At 70.4% G+C, this 23912-nt stretch carries 21 protein-coding genes; 16 read left to right on the forward strand and 5 right to left on the reverse strand.

Features of this window, described 5'->3' with window-relative positions:
• The first annotated feature begins 2 nt into the window (after window positions 1-2).
• The 5 genes from HNR51_RS10410 to HNR51_RS10430 all read left to right on the forward strand — a co-directional run bounded on the left by HNR51_RS10410 (window position 3) and on the right by HNR51_RS10430 (window position 5534).
• Window positions 3-1109: a PhoH family protein gene (locus tag HNR51_RS10410; protein ID WP_141952173.1), complete on the forward strand. Its 1107-nt coding sequence runs from the start codon at window positions 3-5 to the stop codon at window positions 1107-1109.
• A gap of 72 nt (window positions 1110-1181) precedes the next feature.
• Window positions 1182-1667 (forward strand): rRNA maturation RNase YbeY, encoded by a 486-nt coding sequence (gene ybeY, locus HNR51_RS10415; protein ID WP_182554876.1) that lies wholly within the window; start codon window positions 1182-1184, stop codon window positions 1665-1667.
• Window positions 1668-1703: 36 nt separating this feature from the next.
• On the forward strand, window positions 1704-2858 hold the full coding sequence (locus tag HNR51_RS10420) for a hemolysin family protein (RefSeq protein WP_141952178.1): 1155 nt from the start codon (window positions 1704-1706) through the stop codon (window positions 2856-2858).
• Window positions 2859-2885: 27 nt separating this feature from the next.
• Entirely contained in the window at window positions 2886-4586 is a 1701-nt protein-coding gene (lnt, locus tag HNR51_RS10425; RefSeq protein WP_182554877.1) for an apolipoprotein N-acyltransferase, read from the forward strand.
• A gap of 213 nt (window positions 4587-4799) precedes the next feature.
• Window positions 4800-5534, forward strand: coding sequence for a BA14K family protein (locus HNR51_RS10430; protein WP_012455272.1), 735 nt, complete (start codon window positions 4800-4802; stop codon window positions 5532-5534).
• Window positions 5535-5702: 168 nt separating this feature from the next.
• Here HNR51_RS10430 and HNR51_RS10435 read toward each other — a convergent pair whose 3' ends face one another.
• Window positions 5703-7292, reverse strand: a complete 1590-nt coding sequence (locus HNR51_RS10435) for a catalase (RefSeq protein WP_012455273.1) — start codon at window positions 7290-7292, stop codon at window positions 5703-5705.
• Window positions 7293-7439: 147 nt separating this feature from the next.
• Between HNR51_RS10435 and HNR51_RS10440 the strand changes: the two genes are divergently transcribed.
• The 3 genes from HNR51_RS10440 (at window position 7440) to HNR51_RS10450 (ending at window position 9929) form a co-directional block, all read left to right on the forward strand.
• Window positions 7440-8450, forward strand: coding sequence for a LysR substrate-binding domain-containing protein (locus HNR51_RS10440; protein WP_182554878.1), 1011 nt, complete (start codon window positions 7440-7442; stop codon window positions 8448-8450).
• A gap of 70 nt (window positions 8451-8520) precedes the next feature.
• Entirely contained in the window at window positions 8521-9588 is a 1068-nt protein-coding gene (locus HNR51_RS10445) for an AbrB family transcriptional regulator (protein WP_182554879.1), read from the forward strand.
• On the forward strand, window positions 9585-9929 hold the full coding sequence (locus tag HNR51_RS10450) for a diacylglycerol kinase (RefSeq protein WP_182554880.1): 345 nt from the start codon (window positions 9585-9587) through the stop codon (window positions 9927-9929). The genes HNR51_RS10445 and HNR51_RS10450 overlap by 4 nt, the downstream gene beginning before the upstream one ends.
• An 85-nt stretch (window positions 9930-10014) precedes the next feature.
• On the opposite strand, the gene HNR51_RS10455 is transcribed toward HNR51_RS10450, so the two are convergent.
• Window positions 10015-10212, reverse strand: coding sequence for a hypothetical protein (locus tag HNR51_RS10455; RefSeq protein ID WP_012455277.1), 198 nt, complete (start codon window positions 10210-10212; stop codon window positions 10015-10017).
• Window positions 10213-10693: 481 nt separating this feature from the next.
• Between HNR51_RS10455 and HNR51_RS10460 the strand changes: the two genes are divergently transcribed.
• Window positions 10694-11251: a metallophosphoesterase family protein gene (locus HNR51_RS10460; protein WP_182554881.1), complete on the forward strand. Its 558-nt coding sequence runs from the start codon at window positions 10694-10696 to the stop codon at window positions 11249-11251.
• A 9-nt stretch (window positions 11252-11260) separates the two neighbouring features.
• Here HNR51_RS10460 and murI read toward each other — a convergent pair whose 3' ends face one another.
• Window positions 11261-12136: a glutamate racemase gene (gene murI, locus HNR51_RS10465; RefSeq protein WP_182554882.1), complete on the reverse strand. Its 876-nt coding sequence runs from the start codon at window positions 12134-12136 to the stop codon at window positions 11261-11263.
• Between the two features lie 208 nt (window positions 12137-12344).
• Between murI and egtB the strand changes: the two genes are divergently transcribed.
• The 3 genes from egtB to HNR51_RS10480 all read left to right on the forward strand — a co-directional run bounded on the left by egtB (window position 12345) and on the right by HNR51_RS10480 (window position 15198).
• Entirely contained in the window at window positions 12345-13607 is a 1263-nt protein-coding gene (gene egtB / locus HNR51_RS10470) for an ergothioneine biosynthesis protein EgtB (protein WP_182554883.1), read from the forward strand.
• A gap of 44 nt (window positions 13608-13651) precedes the next feature.
• Window positions 13652-14629 carry an L-histidine N(alpha)-methyltransferase gene (gene egtD, locus HNR51_RS10475; RefSeq protein ID WP_182554884.1) on the forward strand — a complete coding sequence of 326 codons (978 nt, stop codon included), beginning with the start codon at window positions 13652-13654 and terminating at the stop codon, window positions 14627-14629.
• Between the two features lie 140 nt (window positions 14630-14769).
• Window positions 14770-15198 (forward strand): DUF992 domain-containing protein, encoded by a 429-nt coding sequence (locus tag HNR51_RS10480; RefSeq protein ID WP_182554885.1) that lies wholly within the window; start codon window positions 14770-14772, stop codon window positions 15196-15198.
• 13 nt (window positions 15199-15211) lie between these two features.
• Here HNR51_RS10480 and HNR51_RS10485 read toward each other — a convergent pair whose 3' ends face one another.
• Complete coding sequence (locus HNR51_RS10485) at window positions 15212-15652, reverse strand: DUF779 domain-containing protein (RefSeq protein WP_012455284.1); 441 nt, start codon at window positions 15650-15652, stop codon at window positions 15212-15214.
• A gap of 224 nt (window positions 15653-15876) precedes the next feature.
• On the opposite strand from HNR51_RS10485, the gene HNR51_RS10490 reads away from it, so the two are divergent.
• The 3 genes from HNR51_RS10490 (at window position 15877) to HNR51_RS10500 (ending at window position 20998) form a co-directional block, all read left to right on the forward strand.
• Window positions 15877-18564 (forward strand): nitrate reductase, encoded by a 2688-nt coding sequence (locus HNR51_RS10490; RefSeq protein ID WP_182554886.1) that lies wholly within the window; start codon window positions 15877-15879, stop codon window positions 18562-18564.
• Window positions 18565-18751: 187 nt separating this feature from the next.
• Window positions 18752-20209, forward strand: a complete 1458-nt coding sequence (gene cysG / locus HNR51_RS10495; protein WP_182554887.1) for a siroheme synthase CysG — start codon at window positions 18752-18754, stop codon at window positions 20207-20209.
• A 198-nt stretch (window positions 20210-20407) separates the two neighbouring features.
• Window positions 20408-20998: an SCO family protein gene (locus HNR51_RS10500; protein ID WP_012455287.1), complete on the forward strand. Its 591-nt coding sequence runs from the start codon at window positions 20408-20410 to the stop codon at window positions 20996-20998.
• Here the strand turns inward: HNR51_RS10500 and HNR51_RS10505 are convergent.
• Window positions 20943-22793, reverse strand: coding sequence for a glycosyltransferase family 2 protein (locus tag HNR51_RS10505; RefSeq protein WP_182554888.1), 1851 nt, complete (start codon window positions 22791-22793; stop codon window positions 20943-20945). The genes HNR51_RS10500 and HNR51_RS10505 overlap by 56 nt on opposite strands.
• Before the next feature lie 213 nt (window positions 22794-23006).
• Between HNR51_RS10505 and HNR51_RS10510 the strand changes: the two genes are divergently transcribed.
• Window positions 23007-23834, forward strand: a complete 828-nt coding sequence (locus HNR51_RS10510) for a transporter substrate-binding domain-containing protein (protein WP_373325230.1) — start codon at window positions 23007-23009, stop codon at window positions 23832-23834.
• Window positions 23835-23912 lie beyond the last annotated feature (78 nt).

Here is a 23912-nt window from a genome sequence, read left to right on the forward strand (position 1 = left end):
GCGTGCCGATTGACGTTGCGTCCGCCCGTGGCCCTGCCGGCCGCAACAACCGCCCTTCGCCGGGGCGCCCCGGATTGTCCGAGACTGTCGAGGTCTCGCTGACCTTCGACGACAACCGCCTCGCGAGCCTCGTCTTCGGCCAGTACGACCAGAACGTCGCCCATATCGAGCGGCGGCTCGGCATCACCGGCACCGCGCTCGGCAACCACCTCGTCGTCAAGGGCACGCCCGAGGCCGCCGAGAAGGCGCGGCGCGTGTTCGAGCGGCTCTACGCCCGGGTGCAGAAGGGCGGCACGACCCTGACGCTCGGCGACGTGGACGGGGTGATCCAGGAGGTCACGGTCCAGGGCAACCTGTTCCCCTCCGCCGAAATCGTCGCCGACAACGGCCGCGAGCAGTTCGAGCAGATCGCCACGCGCAAGCGCGGCGGCGTGCGCGCCCGCAACGCGGCGCAGAGCGACTACATCAAGCTCCTGCGGGCTAACGAACTCGTTTTCGCCGAAGGCCCCGCCGGCACCGGCAAGACCTGGCTCGCCGTCGGCCACGCGGTCTCGCTGCTGGAGCAGGGCCATGCCGAGCGCCTGATCCTGTCGCGGCCCGCGGTCGAGGCCGGCGAGCGGCTCGGCTTCCTCCCCGGCGACATGCGCGAGAAGGTCGATCCGTATCTGCGCCCGATCTACGACGCGCTCTACGACTTCATGGAGGCGCGCCACGTCGATCGCGGGCTCCAGACCGGGATCATCGAGATCGCGCCGCTCGCCTTCATGCGCGGGCGCACGCTGACCAACGCCGTGGTGCTCTTGGATGAGGCGCAGAACACCACCTCGATGCAGATGAAGATGTTCCTGACGCGGCTCGGCGAGAACTCGCGCATGATCATCACGGGCGATCCGAGCCAGATCGACCTGCCGCCGGGCCAGAAATCCGGCCTCGTCGAGGCGGTGAACGTGCTCGACGGCGTCGAGGGCATCGGCCGCGTGCGCTTCCGCGATGTGGACGTGGTGCGCCACGACCTCGTGCGCCGCATCGTCACCGCCTACGAGGCCGCCTCCCACGGCGAGGCGGAGGCCGACCGCAACCCGAACCCGCGGCGCCGGCCGCTGGCGTGAGGGCCCTCCCGGAACGAATCGCGGATGTCATGCCACCGCACGGACGTTGACGGCGCCGGACCAGACCCACACATGAGCGACAACGAGATCGACATCGCCGTCGAGGATGTGCGCTGGGAACAGGCCGTCCCCGATCTGGAGGCGTTCACGCTGCGGGCGGTCGAGGCCGGACTGGCGATCCTGCCCGATTCGGCCTCCGAATCCGTCGAGGTCAGCGTCCTTCTGGCCGACGATGCCACCGTCCAGACCCTGAACCGGACCTGGCGAAACAAGGATAAGCCCACCAACGTGTTGTCATTTCCGGCAGCAGACGGGCCGCTCCAGCCCGGCATGGCGCGGCCGCTCGGCGACGTCGTTCTTGCGTATGACACGCTCCTGCGCGAGAGTGCGGAGCAGTCGAAGCCGTTCGAGCACCATTTCGCCCACCTCCTCGTCCATGGCACCCTTCACCTTCTCGGACAGGACCATGAGACCGGCGAGGCAGAGGCCGACGCCATGGAGGCGCTCGAGGTCGCCGCGCTCCGGACTCTCGGCATCCCGAATCCCTACGACGACTGACACCCGGCACTCCCGCTGCATCCAACCCAGAGACCCATGACCAACGACCGAAGTCGCGGCGCGGCCCTGGCCGCGCCAGCCGCGGACGCGGAACCGCCCCCACGCGAGGCGTGGTACGATCGTCTGCTGAACGTCTTCAACCTGCGTCCGCGCGACTCCCTTCGCACCGATATCGAGGAGGCCCTGGCCGAGCCCGATACGGGCGAAGACGCCTTCTCTCCCCTCGAACGGGCCATGCTCAAGAACGTGCTCGGCCTGCACAAGGTACGGGTGGACGACGTGATGCTGCCCCGCGCCGACATCGTGGCGGTGGCCAGCGACACGAGCCTCGGCGATCTCCTGAGGCTGTTCCGCACCGCCGGCCATTCGCGTCTGCCGGTCTACGGCGAGACCCTCGACGATCCCCGCGGCATGGTCCACATCCGCGATTTCGTGGAGTATCTCGCGACGCAGGCCGAGGCGACCCCACGCCGTCCGGCACCGCGGGTCGTGAACGACGGCGAGGCCGACGGAGAGAGCAAGCCCGCACCGCGCCCGCGCCGCACCGCTTCCGCCCGCGGGGCGCTCCGCAGCCTCGATCTCGGGAAGGTCGATCTCACCGCGACGCTCGCCTCCACCCGCATCCAGCGCCCGGTGCTGTTCGTGCCGCCCTCCATGCCGGCCATCGACCTGCTGGTGCGGATGCAGGCCACGCGCACCCACATGGCGCTAGTCATCGACGAGTATGGCGGCACCGACGGGCTGATCTCGATCGAGGATCTGATCGAGATGGTGGTCGGCGACATCGAGGACGAGCACGACGTGGCCGAGGGCCGGCTCGTCAACCGCATGGAAGGCGAGGCGGAAGCCTACATCGCCGACGCCCGCGCCGGGCTCGCGGAGGTGTCGGAGGCCACCGGCCTCGATCTCGCCGCCGCCTTCGGCGAGGTCGCCGAGGAGATCGACACGATCGGCGGTCTGGTCGTCACCCTGGCCGGGCGGGTGCCCGAGCGCGGCGAGCGGATCGCCGGGCCCGAGGACATCGAGTTCGAGGTGCTCGATGCCGATCCCCGGCGGGTGAAGCGGATCAAGCTCCAGCGCGCTCCGGCCAAGATCGGCACCGTGGTGCCGCTTGCCCTGCCGCCGCCGCGCGCGGTGCCGCACAGCTCGGCCGAACCGGATACGGCACAGGCTGCCGAAGCCGGCCGGTAACGTCACAACGGAACGAAGCGACAAGGCATGACCGCTCCGCTCGGCCGCGCGTCCGGCGCCGGATTGGGCCCGGCCGTGGCGCGGACCGGCCTTCTCGAGGCCGTCGCGCACAGGATCATCCTGAGCCAGGGCTGGGTGCGAGCGGCGATCGCCATCGCGGCCGGGGCCTGCGGTGCGCTGGCCATGCCGCCCTTCGGGCTGTTCCCGGCGCTCGTCGTCTCGCTCTGCATCGCCGTCTGGCTCATCGACGGCGCGGCGATCGGCGGTTCGGGCCGGCGCACGGTGTGGGTCTGCGCCGGGATCGGCTGGGCCTGGGGATTCGGCTTCTTCACCGCAGGCCTGTGGTGGCTCGGCGCGGCCTTCCTCGTGGAGGCGGACCAGTTCGCCTGGGCTTTGCCGCTCGGCGTCGTCGGCCTGCCCGCGGTGCTCGCCCTGTTCTTCGCCGCGGGCTTCGCCGCGGCCCGCCTCATCTGGTCGCGGGGGGCGGGCCGCATCGCGGCGCTGGCCTTCGGCCTCGCCGCCGCCGAGTGGCTGCGCGGGCACGTGCTCACGGGCTTTCCCTGGAACACCCTCGGGATGGCGCTCGGGGGCAACCTCTGGACCATGCAGGCGGCCTCGCTCGTCGGCCTCTACGGCCTCACCCTGCTCGCGGTCCTGATCGCCGCCGCCCCGGCGACGCTGGCCACCGGCGCGACGCCCCGCGGCCGGTTCGGCCCGGTGCTGGCGGCAATCGTCGCGCTCGCGGGTCTGGCGGCCTACGGCGCCGGACGCGTCCCCGCCGCGCCCGATCCGACGGTGGCGGGCGTGCGCCTGCGCCTGATCCAGCCCAACATCCCACAGGATGACAAGTTCGGCTCCGAGAATCGCGAGCGGATCGTCAGCAAGTACCTCGAACTCAGCGACCGCGCGCTCTCGCCCGACCGGACCGGCATCGCCGACGTCACCCACCTGATCTGGCCGGAATCGGCCTTTCCCTTTCTGGTCCAGCGCGACCCGGAGGCGCTCGGCCGGATCGGCGCGGCCCTGCCGGCGGGCACACAGCTCATCACCGGCGCCGCGCGGGTGCGCGAATTGCCCGAGGGCGAGCGGCTGACCCGCGAGAACGCGGTCTTCTTCAACGCGATCCTGACGATCGGCGCGGGCGGACGCTTCGGCGAGATCTACGACAAGGTCCATCTCGTGCCCTTCGGCGAGTACCTGCCGGGACCGCTCGACGCGCTCCTGCGGGCGCTGGGCCTGCGCCAGTTCGTATCGATCCCCGGCGGCTTCACCGCGGGCGACCGGGCGGGTCAGCGCATCCTCGCCGTGCCGGGCCTGCCCCCGGTCGCGGCGACGATCTGCTACGAGGCGATCTTTCCCGGTGCGATCCTGCCGCCCGAACCGTCCGAGGGTGCGCCCGCGGTGCCGGGGCTGATCCTGAACCTCACCAACGATGCATGGTTCGGCGACACGCCGGGCCCGCGCCAGCACTTCGCGCAGGCCCGGTTGCGGGCCGTGGAGGAGGGGCTTCCGCTGGTGCGCGACGCCAATTCCGGCATTTCGGCGGTGGTCGATGCCCATGGCCGGATCGTTGCGAGCCTGCCGCTGGGCGTCGAGGGCGTGCTCGATGCGAGCCTGCCGGCCCGGCTGCCCGGCCGAACCCTCTATACCAGCTTCGGCGACCTGCCCTTTGGGACCGGCCTCGTCGCCTGCCTCCTGATCGCGCTGGCCGCCCGCCGCCGGCCCTGACCGTCCCCGGACGCGGAGCCGAGGCCCTGTCGTCCCGCACCGCGTTCCGGCCGGCCGCGCAATGATCCCGAGAAGAGGCGCGGCTGTCCCGCGACATTCGAACAATCTTGGCCGTAGGATCGAGTCCCGTCATCGAGAGTTGCAACCATAACGCCTGATCCCGCCGAGCGATTTCCGGCACAGGCTCCCCTCTCGAGCGATGAGGAAACCACGATGAAGCGCATGTTCCTGGCCTCGGCCGCGCTGATCGGCGCGCTGGCCTACCTTCCGGCAAGCGCGGATGCGCGCCCGATCGGCGTCGGCGGCTCCGGCGGTCTCGGCGGCGGCAACTTCCGCAGTGCCTTGGGCGCAGGCGGTGTGACCGGCTTCGGCCGCGGCGGCGGGTTCGCCGGTGGCGGATTCCGCGGCGGCGGTGCGGGCCTCGCCGGCGGCGGCTTCCGCGGTGGCGGAGTCGGGATCGGCGGCGGCGGCTTCGCCGGTCGTCCCGGTTTCGGTGCCGGTCGCCCCGGCTTCGGCAACGGCGTCGCTGGCCGTCCCGGTTTCGGTGCCGGCCGCCCCGGCTTTGGCAACGGCGTCGCGGGCGTGCGGCCCGGCTTCGGCGGCAATCCCGGCTGGTACGGCAACCGCGGCTGGCGGAATGCCGGCTGGCATCGCCGGGGCTACGGTTACGGCGGTCTCGGGCTCGGCTTGGGGCTCGGAGCCGGGCTCGGCCTCGCTGCTGGCGGCCTTTACGGCGCCTATGGCTATCCGGGCTACGGCTACGGGTATGGCTACGACGACGGCTATTACGCGCCGGCTGGTTATTACGGCACCGAGACGGTCACCACCGGTGTCGCGCCCGGCGGTGATGACGAGCTGATTGCCGAGTGCGCCCGCCGCTTCAAGACTTACGATCCGCAGACCCAGACCTACATCGCCAAGCGCGGCGTGCGCCGCTCCTGCCCGTAAGCTCTATCCGCGGGAGCACCGAGCGGTGCTCCCGTCGCGCTGAAACGAAAAGCCCCGCCCGACCTGACGGTCGGGCGGGGCTTTTCGTTTCAGAGCATGGCGCGCGTGATCGCGGGTCTCCGGCGGACTGTGCGGAACAGGACCATCGATCCTGTTCCGCGGGCGATGTTACTCCGCGGCGACCTTCTGCGGGGCGTTGCCGCCCTCGGTGTAGGTCTCAGCCTGGAGGCGCTTGTGCGGGGCGGCGCGGCCCGGCAGCGGCGGCAGGGCCTTGGCCTTCTCCAGATCGATCCCGGCGCCCTCGGCGACGCGGCGGCCGTAATCCTCGTCGGCGTGCCAGAAGTGCCAGACCATCCGTAGCTGGATCGGCTCCGGGCACTGCTTCATGTCCGCGACGAGGTTGGCGATCAGATCCTCACGCTCCCAGTCCTCGAAGGTCCGGTAGCGGTGGCCCGCCTGGGCGTAGTCGTCCTCGGTGCGCGAGGTCTGGTAGCGGCCGAGACGCCCCTCCACCGGCTGGTGGTACTCGGTCTTCTTCGGCGCCTCGGCGAGCCCCTCGCCGAGGGTCGAGGGCTCGTAGTTGATGTGCCGGTTCTGGCCCGTGCCGTCGACGCCGTAGGTCATCTGGCCGTCGCGCTGGTTCGAGTAGACCTTCACGCCGGGCTGCGGCGCGTTGATCGGAAGCTGCAGGTAGTTGGCGCCGACGCGGTAACGCTGCGTATCCGAGTAGGACAGCGTGCGCCCCTGGAGCATCTTGTCGTCCGAGAAGTCGATGCCGTCCACGAGCACGCCGGTGCCGAAGGCCGACTGCTCCACCTCCGCGAAGAAGTTGTCCGGCACGCGGTCGAGCACCATGCGGCCGACCGGCAGCAACGGGAACTGATCCTCGGGCCAACGCTTCGTGTCGTCCAGCGGGTCGAACGAGAGGTGGTCGTTCGGGCCGTCGGGCATGATCTGCACGCAGAACTCCCACTCGGGGAAGTTGCCGGCGGAGATGTTGTCGTAGAGGTCACGGGTCGCGTGGCCGACATCCTTAGCCTGGATCTCGGACGCCTGCGCCGAGGTCAGGTTGCGGACGCCCTGCTTGGGCTGCCAGTGGAACTTGCACAGCACCGCCTCGCCCTTGTCGTTGACGAGCTTGTAGGTGTTGACGCCCGAGCCTTCCATCTCGCGGTAGTTCGCCGGGATGCCCCAGGGCGACTTCAGCCACGTCACCATGTGAATCGCTTCGGGGTGCTGCGCCACGAAGTCGAAGAAGCGCCATGCCTCCTGGCGGTTCGTCACCGGGTCCGGCTTGAACGCGTGGATCATGTCGGGGAACTTGATCGCGTCGCGGATGAAGAAGACCTTGAGGTTGTTGCCAACCAGGTCCCAGTTGCCCTCGACGGTCTTGAACTTCACCGCGAAGCCGCGCGGGTCGCGCTCCGTCTCCGGACTCTCCTTGGCACCGGCCACGGTGGAGAAGCGCACGAACATCGGCGTCTTCACGCCGGTCTCGTTGAGGACGCGGGCGCGGGTGTACTTGGAGGCCGGCTCGTCGCCGATCTTGCCGTAGGCCTCGAACCAGCCGTGGGCGCCGGCGCCGCGGGCATGCACCACGCGCTCCGGAATGCGCTCACGGTCGAAGTGGGTGATCTTCTCGATGAACTGGTAGTTCTCGAGCGTCGCGGGCCCCCGCTCGCCGACCGTGCGCGTGCTCTGGTTGTCACGGACCGGATGGCCCTGTCGGGTCGTCAGAATCGGGCGGTTCTCGCTCATGCGTCACTCTCTCCTTGGGAGGCAGGGGCTTCAGGTCGCGGCGCCGGTGGCGCCTGCACAGCCTGGAACCATTCTGTTTCGACGGTATGACCCAGGCATGACCCATTGGCAAATGCATCGTCACAAACACTGTGATAGATGCAGCCTATGAATCTTTCCGGTCTGTCCCTGCGCGATCTCGAATATGTCGTGGCTGTCGCCGACGAGGGGCATTTCGGCCGGGCCGCGGAACGCTGCAACGTGAGCCAGCCGACGCTGTCCGTGCAGGTCCGCAAACTGGAGAACGCGCTAGGGCTGACCTTGTTCGAGCGATCCAACCGTCGCGTGTTGCTCACGGTGGCAGGGCAGGGGATCGTGCGGCAGGCCCGCGTCGTGCTCGGCGAGGCCCAGCGCCTGCTGGCGCTCGCCGTCGAGGGGCGCGGCTCGCCGCTCACCGGGAGGCTGGTGCTGGCGGCGATCCAGACGCTCGGGCCCTATTATTTTCCGCTGGTCCTGCGCCTGCTGCGCCAGGAGTTTCCGCTGCTGACGCTGGCGCTCAGCGAGGCGCGCACCGCCGAAATCCTCGATGGCTTGCGCGACGGGCGCATCGACGCAGCCCTGGTCTCCCTGCCGGTGGCGGCCTCCGGGCTCACGGTCTCGCCGCTCTTCGTCGAGCCGTTCCGACTCGCCTGCCCGGCCGATCACGCCTTTGCTCAGGGCGCGCCACCGCGGGCGGAAAATCTGAACGGGCCGGACCTGCTGCTCCTCGACGAGGGCAATTGCCTGCGCGACCAGACCATCGCCGCCTGCGGCACCCTGCGGGGCGCCGGCCGCCACGCCACCAGCCTGGAGACGCTGCGCTCGATGGTGGCGGCCGGGGCCGGCTACACCCTGATCCCGGCGCTGGCGGTGCCCGCCGGGCCCGATCCGAGCGGGCTCACGGTGATGCGCCACTTCGAGGGGGAGGGGCCCGGTCGCACGGTGGCCCTGGCATGGCGCTCCAGCGATCCGCGGGCGGCGGGTCTCGCGCATCTCGCCGCCTTCTTCCGCGCCCACGCCCCGGCCGGCACCGCCGCCTGCCGGGAGGAGGAGGCCTACGGACTGCCGCCGCACGGGGAAGACCGGCGGCGGGGGCCGGACAGGCCGTCAGGCGCGCCGATGCCGCCGGCCTCACCGTGACAGTTCGGGCGGGAGGGTGTAGCGCGGGTCACGCGCGAACCTTGCCCCGCGCTCTCCTGCTCCCGAACCCGTGCCCGAACCCCGCACTCTCCTGCGCTGGACGGCGCTCCTCGCCGTCTCGGCCGCTCTCGCCTACGGCCTGAGCCGCGCGCATTTCCCCGCCGCCCTTCTCCTCGGACCGATGCTCGCCGCGATCGTCTTCGGGGTGCGCGGGGCCGGCCTCGCCTTGCCGCGCCCGCTGTTCCTGGCGGCTCAGGCGGTGATCGGCTGCCTCGTCGCCCGCTCCGCAACGACCGAGATCGCCGCGACCCTGCGCGAGGACGGCCTCATCATCCTGGCGGTCGTCGGCGTGACGGTGCTGGCCGGCGCGCTCACGGGACTGGCGCTGACGCGGCTGCGGGTCCTGCCCGGCACCACCGCGGCCTGGGGCTCGTCGCCGGGCGGGGCCGCCGCCATGGTGGCGATGGCCGAGGATTACGGCGCCGACCCGCGGCTGGTGGCCTTCATGCAATATGTGCGGGTCGCCGCCGTGGTGCTCTCGGCCTCGCTCGCCGCGCGCCTCCTCGCCGATGTCTCAGGCGCCGCCGGCGCCGCCGCGTCCGGCGAGACCTGGAGCTGGGCGGGCCTCGCCGCCACGTTCGCCGTGGCCGTCGCCGGGTTCGGCCTCGCGGCGCTGCTGCGGCTGCCCTCCGCCCCCTTGATCGGGCCGATGCTGCTCGGCGCGCTCCTGCACGCCACCGGCCTCCTCGACATCGCCCTGCCCGGACCGGTGCTCGATGCCGCCTACGCCGCGGTCGGCTGGTATGTCGGCCTGCGCTTCAACCGGCGGACCCTGGACGAGACGCTGCACGCGCTGCCGGGCGTGCTGACGGCGACCGCCGGGATCATCCTGCTCTGCGGCGTTTGGGCCTGGGCGCTGACCCACTGGCTGCCGATCGACTTCCTCACCGCCTTCCTGGCCACCAGCCCCGGCGGCCTCGACTCGGTGGCGATCATCGCCGTCGGCTCGCGCGCCGACGTCTCCTTCGTGCTGGCGGTGCAGACCCTGCGCCTGTTCGTCGTGCTGGCGATCGGCCCGATCCTCGCCAAATGGATCGCCCGGGCGGTGCCGGGAGAGACCCCGGAAAAGTCGCCGTGACCGCGCTCTACCTCGCCTTCCTCAACTCCTGGCGCGGCCTCGTCTATGGCGGGCGCACCGAGCGGGCGGTTCGGCTCGAACTCGTTCTGCTGGCGCTCGGCCTGCCCGTGGCGCTTGCCCTCGGCGGCAGCCTGTGGGTGCGGGTGGCGCTGATCGCGAGCCTTCTCCTGATGCTGGCGGCCGAACTACTCAACACCGCCGTCGAGAAGCTGTGCGACCACCTCCATCCGGGGCGGCACGAGCGGATCGGCATCGTCAAGGATCTGGCCTCGGCGGGCGCATTCCTGACCCAGGTCATCGCCGCCCTGATCTGGACGGCCGCGGTGATCGACCGCTTTTAGGCCGTCCCCGAGGGCGTGTCCCGGCTCTCCTGAAAGAGACGATGCGGGACCGGACGGCGCGGACGTCACCGCCCGGCGAAGGCCGTCAGGCGTCTTCCGGCTCGTTCCAGATCATCCAGCTGCCGCCGAACAGCGTGGCGGCGATCACGACCCAGAGGCCGGTCCGACCGACGAGATCGACCAGCCAAGCGTGAACCGCAGAAAAGCCGAGCTGGAGAACGCAGTCCAGCACGCCGAGGTACAAGGAGAGCGCCAGAAGACCGACGGCAAGAGGGCGGCTCATCGATCCTCCGTCTCCCGCCAGAGGGCCCACGCCCCCGCGAATACCATCGCCCCGATCAAGAGACGCATTCCCGTATGGCCGATCTTCTCCAGGAGCCAAGCATGAGCCGTGGAGAGACTCAAGTCCAGCATCCATCCCCACGCCGTCAGGAGCACGGCAATCGCGACGACAATGAGGATTTTGGTCCAGACCGGCATGAGATCCGCGCTAGCACGTCCGTGCAGGTCAGCCGAGCGACCACGGCGACAATCGGTCACGAGTCCTCGGAAAAATTCTGCAAAATCGGATTTAATCCGCCCGTATCCGTGGCCAATCCAATCTTAGCCGGCAGCCGATTTGCCATTATCCTACCATTTGTTGTTTTTGGACCGCATCGACGCGGCGGCTTGTTGCCAGCCTGCACGGCGCCACCTCCGAAACGAACCGGAGCCGTCATCCCTCCCTGGGCGAACGGTTTGTATCACGTATGCGTGAAGTGCCTATGGCCACGTTCTTCATCGCCGATACCCATTTCGGCGACACCCACCTCGTCGAACGACGGCGGCAGGCCTTCGCCTCGGTGGAGGCGCACGACGCGGCCTTGATCGCGCGCTGGAACGCGCGGATCGGCGCCGCGGACGAGGTGTGGCATCTCGGCGATTTCGCGGCTCATGCGAGCCGCGAGCATTGTGCCGCCGTGTTCGATCGGCTGAACGGCATCAAACGGCTGGTGCGGGGCAACCACGACAGCAACCGCGTGCTCGATCTGCCCTGGGCCGAGCCGCCGGTGGAGAGCGCCCGGATCTCGGTGCAGGACGCGGCGGGGCGGACCTGGCGGTTGTTCCTCGCGCATTACGCCCACCGCGCCTGGCCCGGCCTGTGGCGCGAGACCCGGCATCTCTATGGCCACACCCACGCGACGCTGCCCGACACCACCCGCTCCTGCGATGTCGGCGTCGATGCCTGGGATTTCTCGCCGGTGGGTCTCGCCGAGATCCTGGCTCGGCAGGATGCGGCGACGCTGGTGCCGGAGGAACTCGCTCGGCGGGACGGGGGCTGAGGGCCCGGCTCAACCCACCGCCAGCGGCATCGCCTCCACCATCGTCTCGGTGAGACCCCGCCGCTCCAGCGAGCGGCCGAGTGCCGGGGTGAGCCCGGCCCCTCCGGTGAACACGGCTCGGGCAGGCGGCGCTTCCGGGGCCTGCGCCGGCAACTCGCCGAGAAGCTGGATCACGCGACGGGCGATGGCGGGGGCCGGATCGATCCACGTGACCGGCCAGGGCGCGAGGCGCTCGAAGCGGGGCAGCAGCAGCGGGTAGTGGGTGCAGGAGAGGCACACGACATCGGTGCGTCGGCCATCCGCCTGCTCCACGAAGCAGGGCGCGATCTCGGCCAGGAGTGCGGCGTCCGATACCGGCTCGCCCGCCATCTCGGCCTCGGCGTAGCCCGCGAGGTTCTTGGAGCCCACCAGGGTCACGGCGCAATGTGCCGCGAAGTTCCGCACGAGATCGTGGGTGTAGGCCCGCGCCACCGTGCCGGGGGTCGCGAGCAGGGAGATGAGGCGGGAGCGCGTGAGCGCGGCAGCCGGCTTGATCGGCGGCACCACGCCGACGAAGGGCGTGACGAAGCGCTGGCGCAGGGCCGGCAGCACCAGGGTCGAGGCCGTGTTGCAGGCGATCACCACGAGGTCGGGGGCGTGGCAGGCCAGCAGCCGCTCCATCACCGCGATCACCCGCGACACCAGCCGCGCCTCGGTGAGGGCGCCGTAGGGAAAGGCTGCGTCGTCCGCCGCGTAGACGTAGGCCGCATCCGGCCGGGCGCGGCGCACCTGCTCCAGCACGGTGAGGCCGCCGAGGCCGGAATCGAAGACGAGAATGACCGGCTGCGCGTTCTGCGCCGGCATCGTGGCCGAAAGGGTCGCCCCTGCCATCAGATCGATCCGCATGACCGCCGCCCTGGGCTCGCGCGTCCTCGAAAGTCGGGGCGCGAGTGTCCGGCGCGGACGGTTAAGGACACCTCACTGCGGCTGCAAAAAGGCCGCGCTTCGAGGCGGGTGCGACAAGGGGTGCGACGAACAGCTTAACGGGTTCCAGCGTTGTCATACAGCATTCGGCATCTATTTCCGGCACGAAACCGAGGAAGAGATTCCAGCAATGGCAGCCGGCGCAGCAATTCTCACCCATCCTGAGAGCGGCGCGGCCTTCCCGCCGCCCCCGCTCGAAGCCCGCCCGATCAACCGCGACGCCTGGATCGCGGCCTTCCGAACCGTGCGCGACGAGACCGAGCGGCGCGCCGCCCCGCTCTCGCCGGAGGATCAGCAGATCCAGTCGATGGAGGATGCGAGCCCGACCAAGTGGCACAGGGCGCACACGACGTGGTTCTTCGAGCAGTTCCTGCTGCGCGAGCACCTGCCGGGCTACGCCATCTACGACGAGCGCCTGCACTACCTGTTCAATTCCTACTACGTGCAGGCCGGCCCGCGGCAGCCGCGCTTCATGCGCGGGATGATCACCCGGCCGACCGCTGCGGAGACCGCGGCCTACCGCGCCCATGTCGATCGCGCGGTGACGGTGTGGCTGCGCGAGACCTCAGCCGAGGCACTGGAGCGGGCGCTGCCGATCCTTGAGATCGGGCTCTACCACGAGCAGCAGCATCAGGAGTTGATGTTCACCGACATCCTCCACGCCTTCGCACAGAACCCGCTCGATCCGGTCTATGAGGCCGGCTGGTCGATGCCCAAGGCGCAGGCAGCCTCGGGCAAGGCTGCCCTCGAAAGAGGCATCACCCAGATCGGCCATGCGGGCCAGGGCTTCGCCTTCGACAACGAGAGCCCGCGCCACGACGTCCTGATGCTCGGAACCACCCTCGACCGCGGCCTCGTGACGAACCGCGACTGGCTCGGCTTCATGGCGGATGGCGGCTACGCCCGGCCCGAGCTGTGGCTCAACGAGGGCTGGCTCTGCGTCCAGCGCGAGGGCTGGGAGGCACCGGGCTACTGGCGCCGTGAGGCCGATCATTGGTCGATGATGTCGCTGGCCGGCCGCCGGGCCGTCGATCCGGCCGCGCCCGTCACTCATGTCAGCTACTACGAGGCCGATGCCTATGCCCGCTGGGCCGGCCGCGACCTGCCGACGGAGGCCGAGTGGGAGGTCGCTGCCCGCGACGGCCTGATCGACGATGCCTTCGGCCTCGTCTGGCAATGGACCCGCAGCGCCTACGGCCCCTATCCGGGCTACCGGCCGGTGGCCGGGGCACTCGGCGAATACAACGGCAAGTTCATGTCGAGCCAGTACGTGCTGCGCGGCTCCTCGGTCGCCACGCCGGAGGGGCATGCCCGGGTCGGCTACCGCAACTTCTTCTATCCGCACCAGCGCTGGCAGTTCACCGGCCTGCGCCTCGCCGACGCGCGGGCCTGATCGCTCGTCCCGTTCCCGATCATCCGCCGCTCCGGAGAAAGCCTTTGACGATCGATCCCCGCCTGACGGATTCCAGCCCCGCCGCCCCGATCACCGAGAACGGCCTGTTCCTGGCCGATGTCTGGGACGGGCTCGGCGCGAGCCCGAAGGCCTTGCCGGCCAAGTACTTCTACGACGCGGCCGGCTCCGCCCTGTTCGAAGAGATCACCGTCCTGCCGGAATACTACCCGACCCGGACCGAGCTCGGCATCCTCGACGCGCGGGGTCCGGCCATCGCCGCCCTGTTGCCGGAGGGCGCAGCACTCGTCGAGTTCGGCAGCGGCTCGACCGCCAAGCTGCGGCGCCTGCTGCGGCACCTGCCGGGCCTGTCGGCCTATCTTCCCGTCGACGTCTCGGGCGAGTTCCTGCGCGAGCAGGCCGAGACGCTGCGCGGCGACTTCCCCGGGCTCGCGGTCGAGCCGGTGGTCGCCGACTTCACCCGGCCCTTCGCCCTACCGCCGGGCTACGGTGACCGGGCGCTCGCCGGCTTCTTTCCCGGCTCGACCATCGGCAATTTCGAGCCCAACGAGGCGGCCCGCCTCCTCGACGTGTTCGGCCGTATCCTCGGGACCGGCGCGACGCTCGTGCTCGGCGTCGATCTGGTGAAGGACCGGGCGGTGCTGGAGGCAGCCTACGACGACGCGGCCGGCGTCACGGCGGCGTTCAACCTGAACCTCCTCCACCGCATCAACCGGGAACTCGACGGCGCGATCGACCCGGACAGCTTCGCGCACCGGGCGGTCTTCAACGAGGCCGCCTCGCGCATCGAGATGCATCTCGTCAGCCGCCGGGCGCAGACGGTGCGCGTCGCCGGGCGCAGCTTCAGCTTCCGTGAGGGCGAGTCGATCCACACCGAGAACAGCTACAAGTACACCCTCGACGGCTTCCGGGCGCTCGCGGCCCGCGCCGGCTGGGCATCGGTCGAGGCCTGGACCGACGCCGACGGGCTGTTCTCGGTCCATGCGCTTCGTCGCGAGGCTTAAGCTCAGCCGTCCATTGCGTCCTCGCGGTGCCCGACGAAACAATCGGGCATCGCCACAACATCGGCCGGCAATGCGGACCGATCATGGTTAACGGCAACGCTTCCCCGGGGAGGCGGATCGATCCTCACGGAGCCGTTACCATGCGCACCGTCCTCGCCGTTCTCGCCGCCACCCTCCTCGCCACCGCAGCCGACGCGCGCACCACCGATGCCGCGGGGGAAGGCCGGGCGGCCGGAACGCTGACCTGCCGCACGCGCACCGATCTCAGCCTCGTCATCGGCACGGCGCGGGTCGCGGCCTGCACCTTCGTTACGGAGGACGGCCTGCGCCAGTCCTATGCCGCGCTGCTGCCGCACCGGGAGGGCGAGGCGGACGAGCGCATCCTGACGTGGCAGGTGGTCACCGCCGACGGTCGCAGCCGTCCCGGCCTCCTCGACGGTCGCTTCAGCGGCGAGACGACGGGCGCCCTCCGCAGCCCATCGGCGCGCCTCGCCCCGCTCGATGCGGCGGGCGAGACCAGCCTGAGCCTCGCCGCGCAGGACGGCCGTACCGAGATCGGCCTGCGCTGAGCGGACGCGAGTGTCAGAGCCGGCAGGCGCCCGACAGCGCCGCGTTCTCGGCGCTGGTGAACAGCCGCGAGCGGATGTGGAAGCGCTTCTCGCGGCCGTTCTCCAGGGAGAACATGCCGCCGCGGCCGGGCACCACGTCGAGCATGATGTGGGTGTGCTTCCAGACCTCGAACTGCGAGCGCGAGATGAAGAAATCCGCCCCGCCGACCCGGCCGAGATGCACGTCGCCGTCGCCGGTGACAAAGTCGCCGACCGGATAGCACATCGGCGAGGAGCCGTCGCAGCAGCCGCCGGACTGGTGGAACATCACCGGGCCGTACTCGGCCTTCAGTTCCTCGATCAGTTCCAGCGCCGCCGGCGTCGCGGTGACCCGCAGGGGCGTCCCGGCATTGTCCGCCTGCTCGGCGGTGACGGGTTCGACGGCCTCGGCCAAAGGGCTCGCGGGCTCGCTCATGGTATCGTCTCCCTGATCGGTCTCTTGTCCTTATCTGAAGCTGCGGCAGCGGATGTCCACGCGGAGGGACACTTCGCCCGACGATAGCAGACGAAGCCCGCCCGAACCTCTCGGAACGACTTGGCCTTTCGGCCCCCCTCAGGTGGCGCCGGCGTGGTCGGCCCGACTTTTGCGACCCCTCGGCGAAACGTCAGAACGACGGAAAAATCCGCCGAGGATTCGCGATGTCTCAGCCCGCCTCCGATCTCGCCGCCCCCGCGGTGAAGACGACGTGCCCCTATTGCGGCGTCGGCTGCGGCGTGCTCGCTACACCGGACGGGCAGGGCGGTGTCGCGATCGCGGGCGATCCCGAGCATCCGGCGAATTTCGGCCGCCTCTGCTCCAAGGGCTCGGCACTGGGCGAGACCGTCGATCTGGGCGATCGGCTGCTCTCGCCGAGGGTGGACGGGAAGACCGTGACCTGGGAGGGCGCGCTCGGCGCCGTGGCCGGCGGCCTCCGGCGCATCGCCGAGCAGCACGGGCCGGATTCGATCGCCTTCTATCTCTCGGGGCAGATCCTGACCGAGGATTACTACGTCGCCAACAAGCTGGCGAAGGGCTTCCTGGGCACGCCCCACGTCGACACCAACTCGCGGCTGTGCATGTCCTCGGCGGTCGCCGCCCATCGCCGCGCCTTCGGCTCCGACACGGTGCCCGGCTGCTACGAGGATCTCGACGAGGCCGACCTGATCGTGCTCGTCGGTTCCAACGCCGCGTGGTGCCACCCGATCCTGTTCCGGCGGATGATGGATGCCCGCAAAAGCCGCGGCACCAAGATCGTCACCATCGATCCCCGCCGCACCCAGACCGGCGAGGAGGCGGACCTCCATCTCGGGCTTCAGCCCGGTACCGACACCGCCCTGTTCTCCGGCCTGCTGGTGCATCTGGCCGGCACGGCCAAGCTCGACCTGCGCTTCATCGAGGAGCACACCGCCGGCTTCGAGGGCGCCTTGGAGCGCGCCCGCCAGATCGCGCCGGACGTCGCCGCCACCGCCCGCGCCACCGGCCTCGCGGAGGCCGAGGTGCAGGCCTTCTTCGACCTGTTCGCGCGGACGAAGCGGGTCGTCACCGGCTTCAGCCAGGGGGTGAACCAGTCGGCGCAGGGCACCGACAAGGGCAACGCCATCATCAACTGCCACCTCGCCACCGGGCGGATCGGCCGGCCCGGCATGGGCCCGCTCTCGCTCACCGGCCAGCCCAACGCCATGGGCGGGCGCGAGGTCGGGGGCTTGGCCAACATGCTGGCCGCCCACATGCACTTCGCCCCCGAGGAGGTGGACCGGGTCCGCCGCTTCTGGAAGGCGCCCAACATCATCACCGGCGAGGGCATGAAGGCGGTCGCGCTGTTCGAGGCAATCGAGCGGGGGAAGATCAAGGCGCTCTGGGTGATCGGCACCAACCCGCTCGTCTCGATGCCGCGCGCCGACCAGATCCGCAAGGCGATCGAGGGGCTCGACCTCTACGTCGTCTCGGAGGCGGTCGCGACCAGCGACAGCGCCCGCGCCACCGCGAAGAAGACCGTGCTGCTGCCGGCCCTCGCCTGGGGCGAGAAGGACGGCACGGTGACCAATTCCGAGCGCCGCATCTCGCGCCAGCGCGCCTTCCTGAAGGCGCCGGGCGAGGCGCGGGCCGATTGGGCGATCCTGTGCGACGTCGCCCGCCGCCTCGGCCACGGCGAGGCCTTCGCCTATCGCTCGGCGGCCGAGATCTTCCGCGAGCACGCCGCCCTCTCGGCTTTCGAGAACGAGGGCACCCGCGACTTCGACCTCGGCGGCCTCGCCGAGATGAGCGCGCTCGCCTACGACGCGCATCTGCCGCTGCAATGGCCGGTGCCCAAGCGCGGTCCCGACGCGCGCAAGGGCCGTGCCCGGCTCTTCTCCGACGGGCGTTTCTACACCTTCGATCAACGGGCGCGCTTCGTTGCGGTGCAGCCGCCGGCGCTCGCCCAGCCCGTGACCGAGGCGCGTCCGCTCGTGCTCAACACCGGCCGCATTCGCGACCACTGGCACACGATGACCCGCACCGGCAAAAGCCAGCGCCTCTCGGCGCACCGCGCCGTACCCTTCGTCGAGGTCCATCCCGACGACGCGACGCGTTTCGGCCTGAGCGACGGCGGATTTGCCCGCGTCACCACCGATCTCGGCCAAGCGATCCTCGAAGTGACGGTGACGGACGGCGTCCTGCCGGGTTCCGTCTTCGTGCCGATGCACTGGAGCGACATGACCGCCTCGGACGGGCGTGCCGCGGCACTCGCCCGCGGCATCACCGATCCGGTCTCGGGCCAGCCCGAACTGAAGGCGACACCCGCCTCGGTCGAGGCCGTGGCCTACCGCTCCCGCGGCTACCTGCTGACGCGGGAGGCCCATGCCGCCCCCGCCGGCTGGTGGTGGGCGCGGGCGACGGTCTCCGGCGGCTCCGGCCTGCTGTTTGCCACGGGGGAGGGCTCGCGGGAGATGGCCCTGGCGATCCGCGGGATGTTCCCCGGCCACGAACTGGCGGAATACGTCGATCACGCCCGCGGCCTCTACCGCTGCGCCGTCTATCGCGAGGACCGGCTCGTCGCCGCGCTCAGCGTGGCGCCGGGCGACCGGCGGCCGGACTGGGAGATCGCCAAGGGTATCTTCGCCAGCCCCGACATCGAAGCGATCGATCGGCGCGCCCTGCTCTCCGGCCGGGCGGCGACGGCCTCGGCCGGGCCGGTGGTCTGCGCCTGCCACGGCGTCGGGCTCGACGTCATCAACGCCGCCATCGCAGCCGGAGCCGGCTCGGTCGAGGCCGTGGGTGCGGCCTGCAAGGCGGGGACGAATTGCGGCTCGTGCATCCCCGAGATCCGTAAGCTGCTGTCGCCGACGCTTGCGCGCAGCGCCGCGTAGGGGCACCTTTCCGTTTCTGCGCCTCACCCTCGCCCTCATCCTGAGGTGCTGCGAAGCAGCCTCGATGGATGAGTCCAGAGGACATGGCGGTATCTGGAGACCTTTCGTCCGAGGTCTCCGCTTCGCTCCGGCACCTCGGAATGAGGGAGGCGGGGTGGAGTCTTGAAACGAGTCGCACACGAAGCCCATGAGCACGCCCCGCCAACCCCGCGAAACCCGCGCCGGCCTCGAGCCGCTGGCGGTGCTGCCCGTCTTCGTGCCGCTCCAGGACAAGCGCGCGGTGCTCGCCGGCTCCAACGGCGGCGCTCCCTGGAAGGTGAAGCTGCTCGCCGCCGCTGGCGCCCGGGTCGATGTCTACGCCGAAGAGCCGAGCGACGAGTTGCGCGGCGTACCGGCCGAGATCGCCGCCGGCTCTGTGACCCTGCACGAGCGGCGCTGGACACCGGAGGATCTGCAAGGCGCGGCCTTCGCCATCGGTGCCATGGAGGACGAGGACGATTGCGTCGCCTTCGTCGCCGCGGCGCGCGCGGCCGGCGCCATCGTCAACGCCGTCGACCGGCCGCATCTGTGCGACGTGAAGTTCGGCGCCATCGTCAACCGCTCGCCGCTGGTCGTCGGCATCTCGACCGAGGGCGCCGCCCCGGTCTTCGGGCAGACGGTGCGGGCGCGCATCGAGGCGATGCTGCCCCGCGGCTTCAAGCACTGGGTCGCCGCCGCCCGCGATTGGCGCGAGGCGGTCTCGGCCCGCTTCCACGGCTTCTCCGAGCGTCGCGGCTTCTGGGAGCGCTTCACCGACCGCGCCTTCGCCGAGCCGGACCGTACGCCGACGGAGGCCGACCTCACCGACCTGATGGGGCAGGCCGAGGCGCTGCCCCTGGGCGGCGCGGTGACGCTCGTCGGCGCCGGTCCGGGCGACGCCGAGCTGCTGACGCTCAAGGCGCTGCGGGCCCTGCGCAACGCCGATGTGATCCTCTACGACGACCTCGTCGCGCCCGAAATCCTCGACTACGCCCGGCGCGAGGCCCGGACCATGCTGGTCGGCAAGACCGGCCACGGCCCCTCATGCCGCCAGGACGACATCAACGCGCTGATGGTCTCGCTCGCCAAGAGCGGCAAGCAGGTGGTGCGCCTGAAATCCGGTGATCCGCTGGTCTTCGGCCGGGCCGGCGAGGAGATCGAGGCCTGCGAGGCGGCAGGCATTCCCTGCACCATCGTCCCCGGCGTCAGCGCGGCGCAGGGCGCGGCGGCCTCTCTCGGCGTGTCGCTGACCCACCGCGACGCGGCCCGGCGCCTGCAATTCGTCACCGGCCACGACCGCCGCGGAGCCCTGCCCGAGGATCTGAACTGGGGAGCGCTGGCTGACAAGAGCGTCACCACGGTGGTCTACATGCCCAAGCGCACGCTGCGCGCCCTGCTGGAGCGGGCCGTCGCCGAGGGGCTGGCCCCGGAGACGCCGGCCCTCGTCGTGTTCAACGCCACCCGCGCGAAGCAGGCGACCGTAGCCGGCACCGCCGCCGACCTCGCCGACCGCATCGAGGCGTCGGAGCTGGAAGGGCCGGCCCTCCTGATGGTCGGCGAGGCCGTGCGCCGCCACAATGCTCGCAGCGCGGAGCAGGGGATGGGGATCCGGGCCGAAGCCTCCTGACGGAAAGCCATCCTGACGGAAAGCCTCCCGACGCCTTGCCGCGCCGTGCGGACTTGCCCCACGCCCCGGCTCTGTGATGTGACGGGCCGCGCCCCGACATTGCAGGCGCCCCCTCCCGGCCGATGGCGCGGGGGCCAACTCTCACGCGGCCGCCTCGCCTCGATCGGCCGCTTCGACCGTCACGCCTTCGAGGGCTCCATGCGTCCGTCCCGCAGCGTTCTCCTGCCGCTCGCCGCCTTCGTCGCCGGCCTCGTGGTGATCTCCGTCGCTCTGGTGATGACGCTGGTGCCGCAGCATCCGCAGAGCGGCCCGAGCAGCATCGGCGGGCCCTTCACCCTGGTGAACCAGGATGGGGCGACGGTGACCGAGCGCGATTTCGCCGGCAAACCCTACCTGATGTTCTTCGGCTTCACCCACTGCCCCGATGTCTGCCCGACCACGCTGCAGCAGATCAGCGACGTGCTGGCGGCGCTCGGCCCCAAGGCGGACGCGCTGAAGGTCGCCTTCGTCAGCGTCGATCCCGAACGCGACACACCCGACTCGCTCAAGACCTACCTGTCGAGCTTCGATCCGCGCATCGTCGGCCTCACCGGCAGTCCGGAGCAGGTGGCGGCCGCGGTCAAGACCTTCCGCGCCTACGCCAAGAAGGTGCCGAGCCAGGGCGGCGACTACACGATGGAACACACGGCGCTCGTCTACCTGATGGACGCCCGCAACGGCTTCGTCGGTGCGGTCAACCTGAACCGACCGGCAGCGGAGACGGCGGCCGAACTGTCGAAGCGGATCTGACGGGCCGAGCCTGACGCCGTCCCAGCGCGCCGGTGCGGGAGGTGCGGGCCAGCCCGTGCTCGGTCTTGTTCCAGCGGTGCGGATGCCGGGCCAGTTCGAACACGGCGAGCCACGCCGCGAGGCTGCCGAGGAGGAAGTAGGCCGGCAGCAGCAGCACGAGCGGCACGAGGTCGAACCACCCTCGCCGAAGGCAGCCGACAAGGCCGGGCAGACACATCGCCGCCAGCCCGGCGAGAAACACCGTCGTGGACGCCGCCCGTTTGACGACGGTGAGGCTGTCCTCGTCTTCGACGGCGTAGACCAGTTCGGCGAGGCCGCCGAGCAGCATGAAGGGATAGAACAGAGCCGAGACGACCGTGCCGGGCAGAAGCGCCAGCACGCACAGGCTCTCCGCCGCGCCGAGACGACGGTAGAGGTCGAGCGGACGCCGCCCGTGGGTGAAGCTCGTCTGCAGGAAGCCCTTCATCCAGCGTGTGCGCTGACGCAGCCATTTGCGCGGGTCGGCGAGCGCCTCTTCGAAGGTCGAGCTCGGCAGGTCGCCGACATGATATCCGGCGCGCGCCATGCGCAGACCGAGATCGGCATCCTCGGTGACGTTCCAGGCATCCCATCCATGGAGTTCGCGCAGGACGCGGGTGCGGAAATGCGTCGAGGTGCCACCGAGCGGCGTCGGCATCCGCCATGCGGACAGGGCCGGGCCGATCACGTCGAACAGGGCCGCGTACTCGATCGCGAACAGGCGCGGCAGCCAGCCGTCACCGTGATTGTCGATCACGAGGCGACCCTGGAGGCAGGCGGTCGAGACCGGCGCAGAGGCGAACATCGTCGCGGCGAGGCGCAGTTGTTCGGGCGAGATCACGTCTTCCGCATCGTAGACCACGAGGTGCTCGCCGCGGGCGAGCGGCAGGGCTGCGTTCAGCGCCCGCGGCTTGGTGCGCGGCATCCCCTTCGGCACGGTGACGATCTCGAAGCGGGCGGGGAGGGAGGCAGCCTGGAACGCGGCCGCGGTTTCGCGGTCGTCGGCCTCCAGCAGGAACTTGATGTCGAGCTTGGCCGCCGGGTAGTCGAGCCGACGCAGCGCACCGAGCAACCGCGGCACCACTTTCGCCTCCCGATAGAGCGCGACGAGGATCGTGTAGGTCGGCAGGGCCTCGTCGGTCAGGAGCACGGATCGGGTTGGGGAGACCTCCCGCCTCATCATCTCGGTGGCTCCCATCGCCGCCGCAGCGAGCCGGAATGTGAGCAGGGCGAGCATCAGACCCTGAACGAACGCGAACAGAAGGAAGCCCGACATCGTCGGCAAGCGGCTCAGCAGGATGACGAGGGCGAGACCGATCCCGACCAGCGCGAGATCGATGGCCTGAGGTCCCGGCCGGCAGGACCATTCGGGACGCCGACGCCGCAAGGCCTCGGAGGCATCCTCGGCGATGGCGGCTCCGTGCCGGGCAAACAGCGCTTGCCGCAGGGCGGTGGGCGTTGTGATCGCCGGCGGCAGCGCCAGCCGCGCCGAAGCCGCGATCAAGCCGGCCACAGCAATCCCGCGCGGCGCGGCCACGATGCGTTCGGGCGCCTCGCCGCAAGCCAGCGGTGCGGCATCGGCGGCGAAGCAGCGCGCGTGCGACACGCCCTCTGCGAGCCTCAAAGTCCCTTGGAGGAAGGATGTTTCGAGTCGGCGCGCAAGCGCACGGTAGAACACCTCCTCGGAGACGAGGCCTTCGTTGAGGAGAGCGGTGGCCGCGTCGGTGCCGCAGCGGCGAGCGATGGTCGCAGCCCGGCCCAGCGTCTCGAGGGACACGCCTTCGGTGGCGAGGAAACCGATTTCCGGCGGGAGCGGAGCCGCCCGGCTGCGGCGGCGGCGGTCGAGATCGGACAGGGGAGCGGCTCCCTGCGAGCCCGTGCCGTGCTAGGGAGAAGCATGGGCCAGAACCTCTCCGATGGCGTGTATTTCGCCAGCGCCACAACCAAAGCGTCAACCGTCCGTCGTCGGATGCAGCAGCTCTTCGGGCTGATGTTTTACCTTTTGTTAACCAGCGTTGCACAGGCGCAACAAGCGTCGGTGCCCGACCCCTCCGTCGCCATTCCGAATTTCTGGAATCCGCGGGCCCGCGGCGAGCGCATCGAGGCGCCGCAGACGGGACGGGCCGTGCGGTTCATGACCGACGACGAGTTTCCGCCGCTGCATTTCGCGGGCCCCGACGGCACGCCGACCGGCTTTGCGGTGGAGCTCGCCCGCGCGGTCTGCGAGCGGCTGACGATCACCTGCACGGTGCAGGCCCGCCGGTTCGACACGCTGCTCGACGCGCTCGCCGACAAGCAGGGCGACGTGGTGGCCGCCGCCGTGCCCCTGACCGCGGGCCTGCGCACCCGCTTCCTGGCGACCCGCCCCTATTTCCGCTGGCCGGCCCGCTTCGTCGCCCGCAAGGACCGCAGCCTGCCGGCGCCCTCGGCGACCAGTCTCGCGGCGCGCAGCGTCGGCGTCGTGGAGGCCAGCGCCCACGAGGCCTACCTGAAGGCGTTCTTTCCCAGCACGACGCGCAAGACCTTCACCGACCTCTCGGCCGCCGAGAGCGCGCTCAAGCGCGGCGAGGTCGAGTACCTGTTCGCCGATGGGTTGAGTCTCGCGCTCTGGCTGAACGGTCAGGAGGCGGAGGGCTGCTGCGCCTTCTCCGGCGGCGACTACTTGGAGAACCGCTATTTCGGCGAGGGCATCGGCTTCGTCACCCGTACCGAGGACGCGGCGCTCGCCCGCGCCCTCGACGACGCGCTGCAGCGGGTCTGGGACGACGGGAAATATGCCGAGCTTTATCTACGGTTTTTTCCGGTCAGTCCGTTCTGAGGCGGGCCCTGTCGCCGCTACTGTCGCGAAGCGGCCCCCATGCCCTAGATCTGAGAAATACATCCGGGCTCGAACGCA

Source organism: Methylorubrum thiocyanatum, from assembly GCA_014138645.1.
Taxonomy (GTDB): domain Bacteria; phylum Pseudomonadota; class Alphaproteobacteria; order Rhizobiales; family Beijerinckiaceae; genus Methylobacterium; species Methylobacterium thiocyanatum.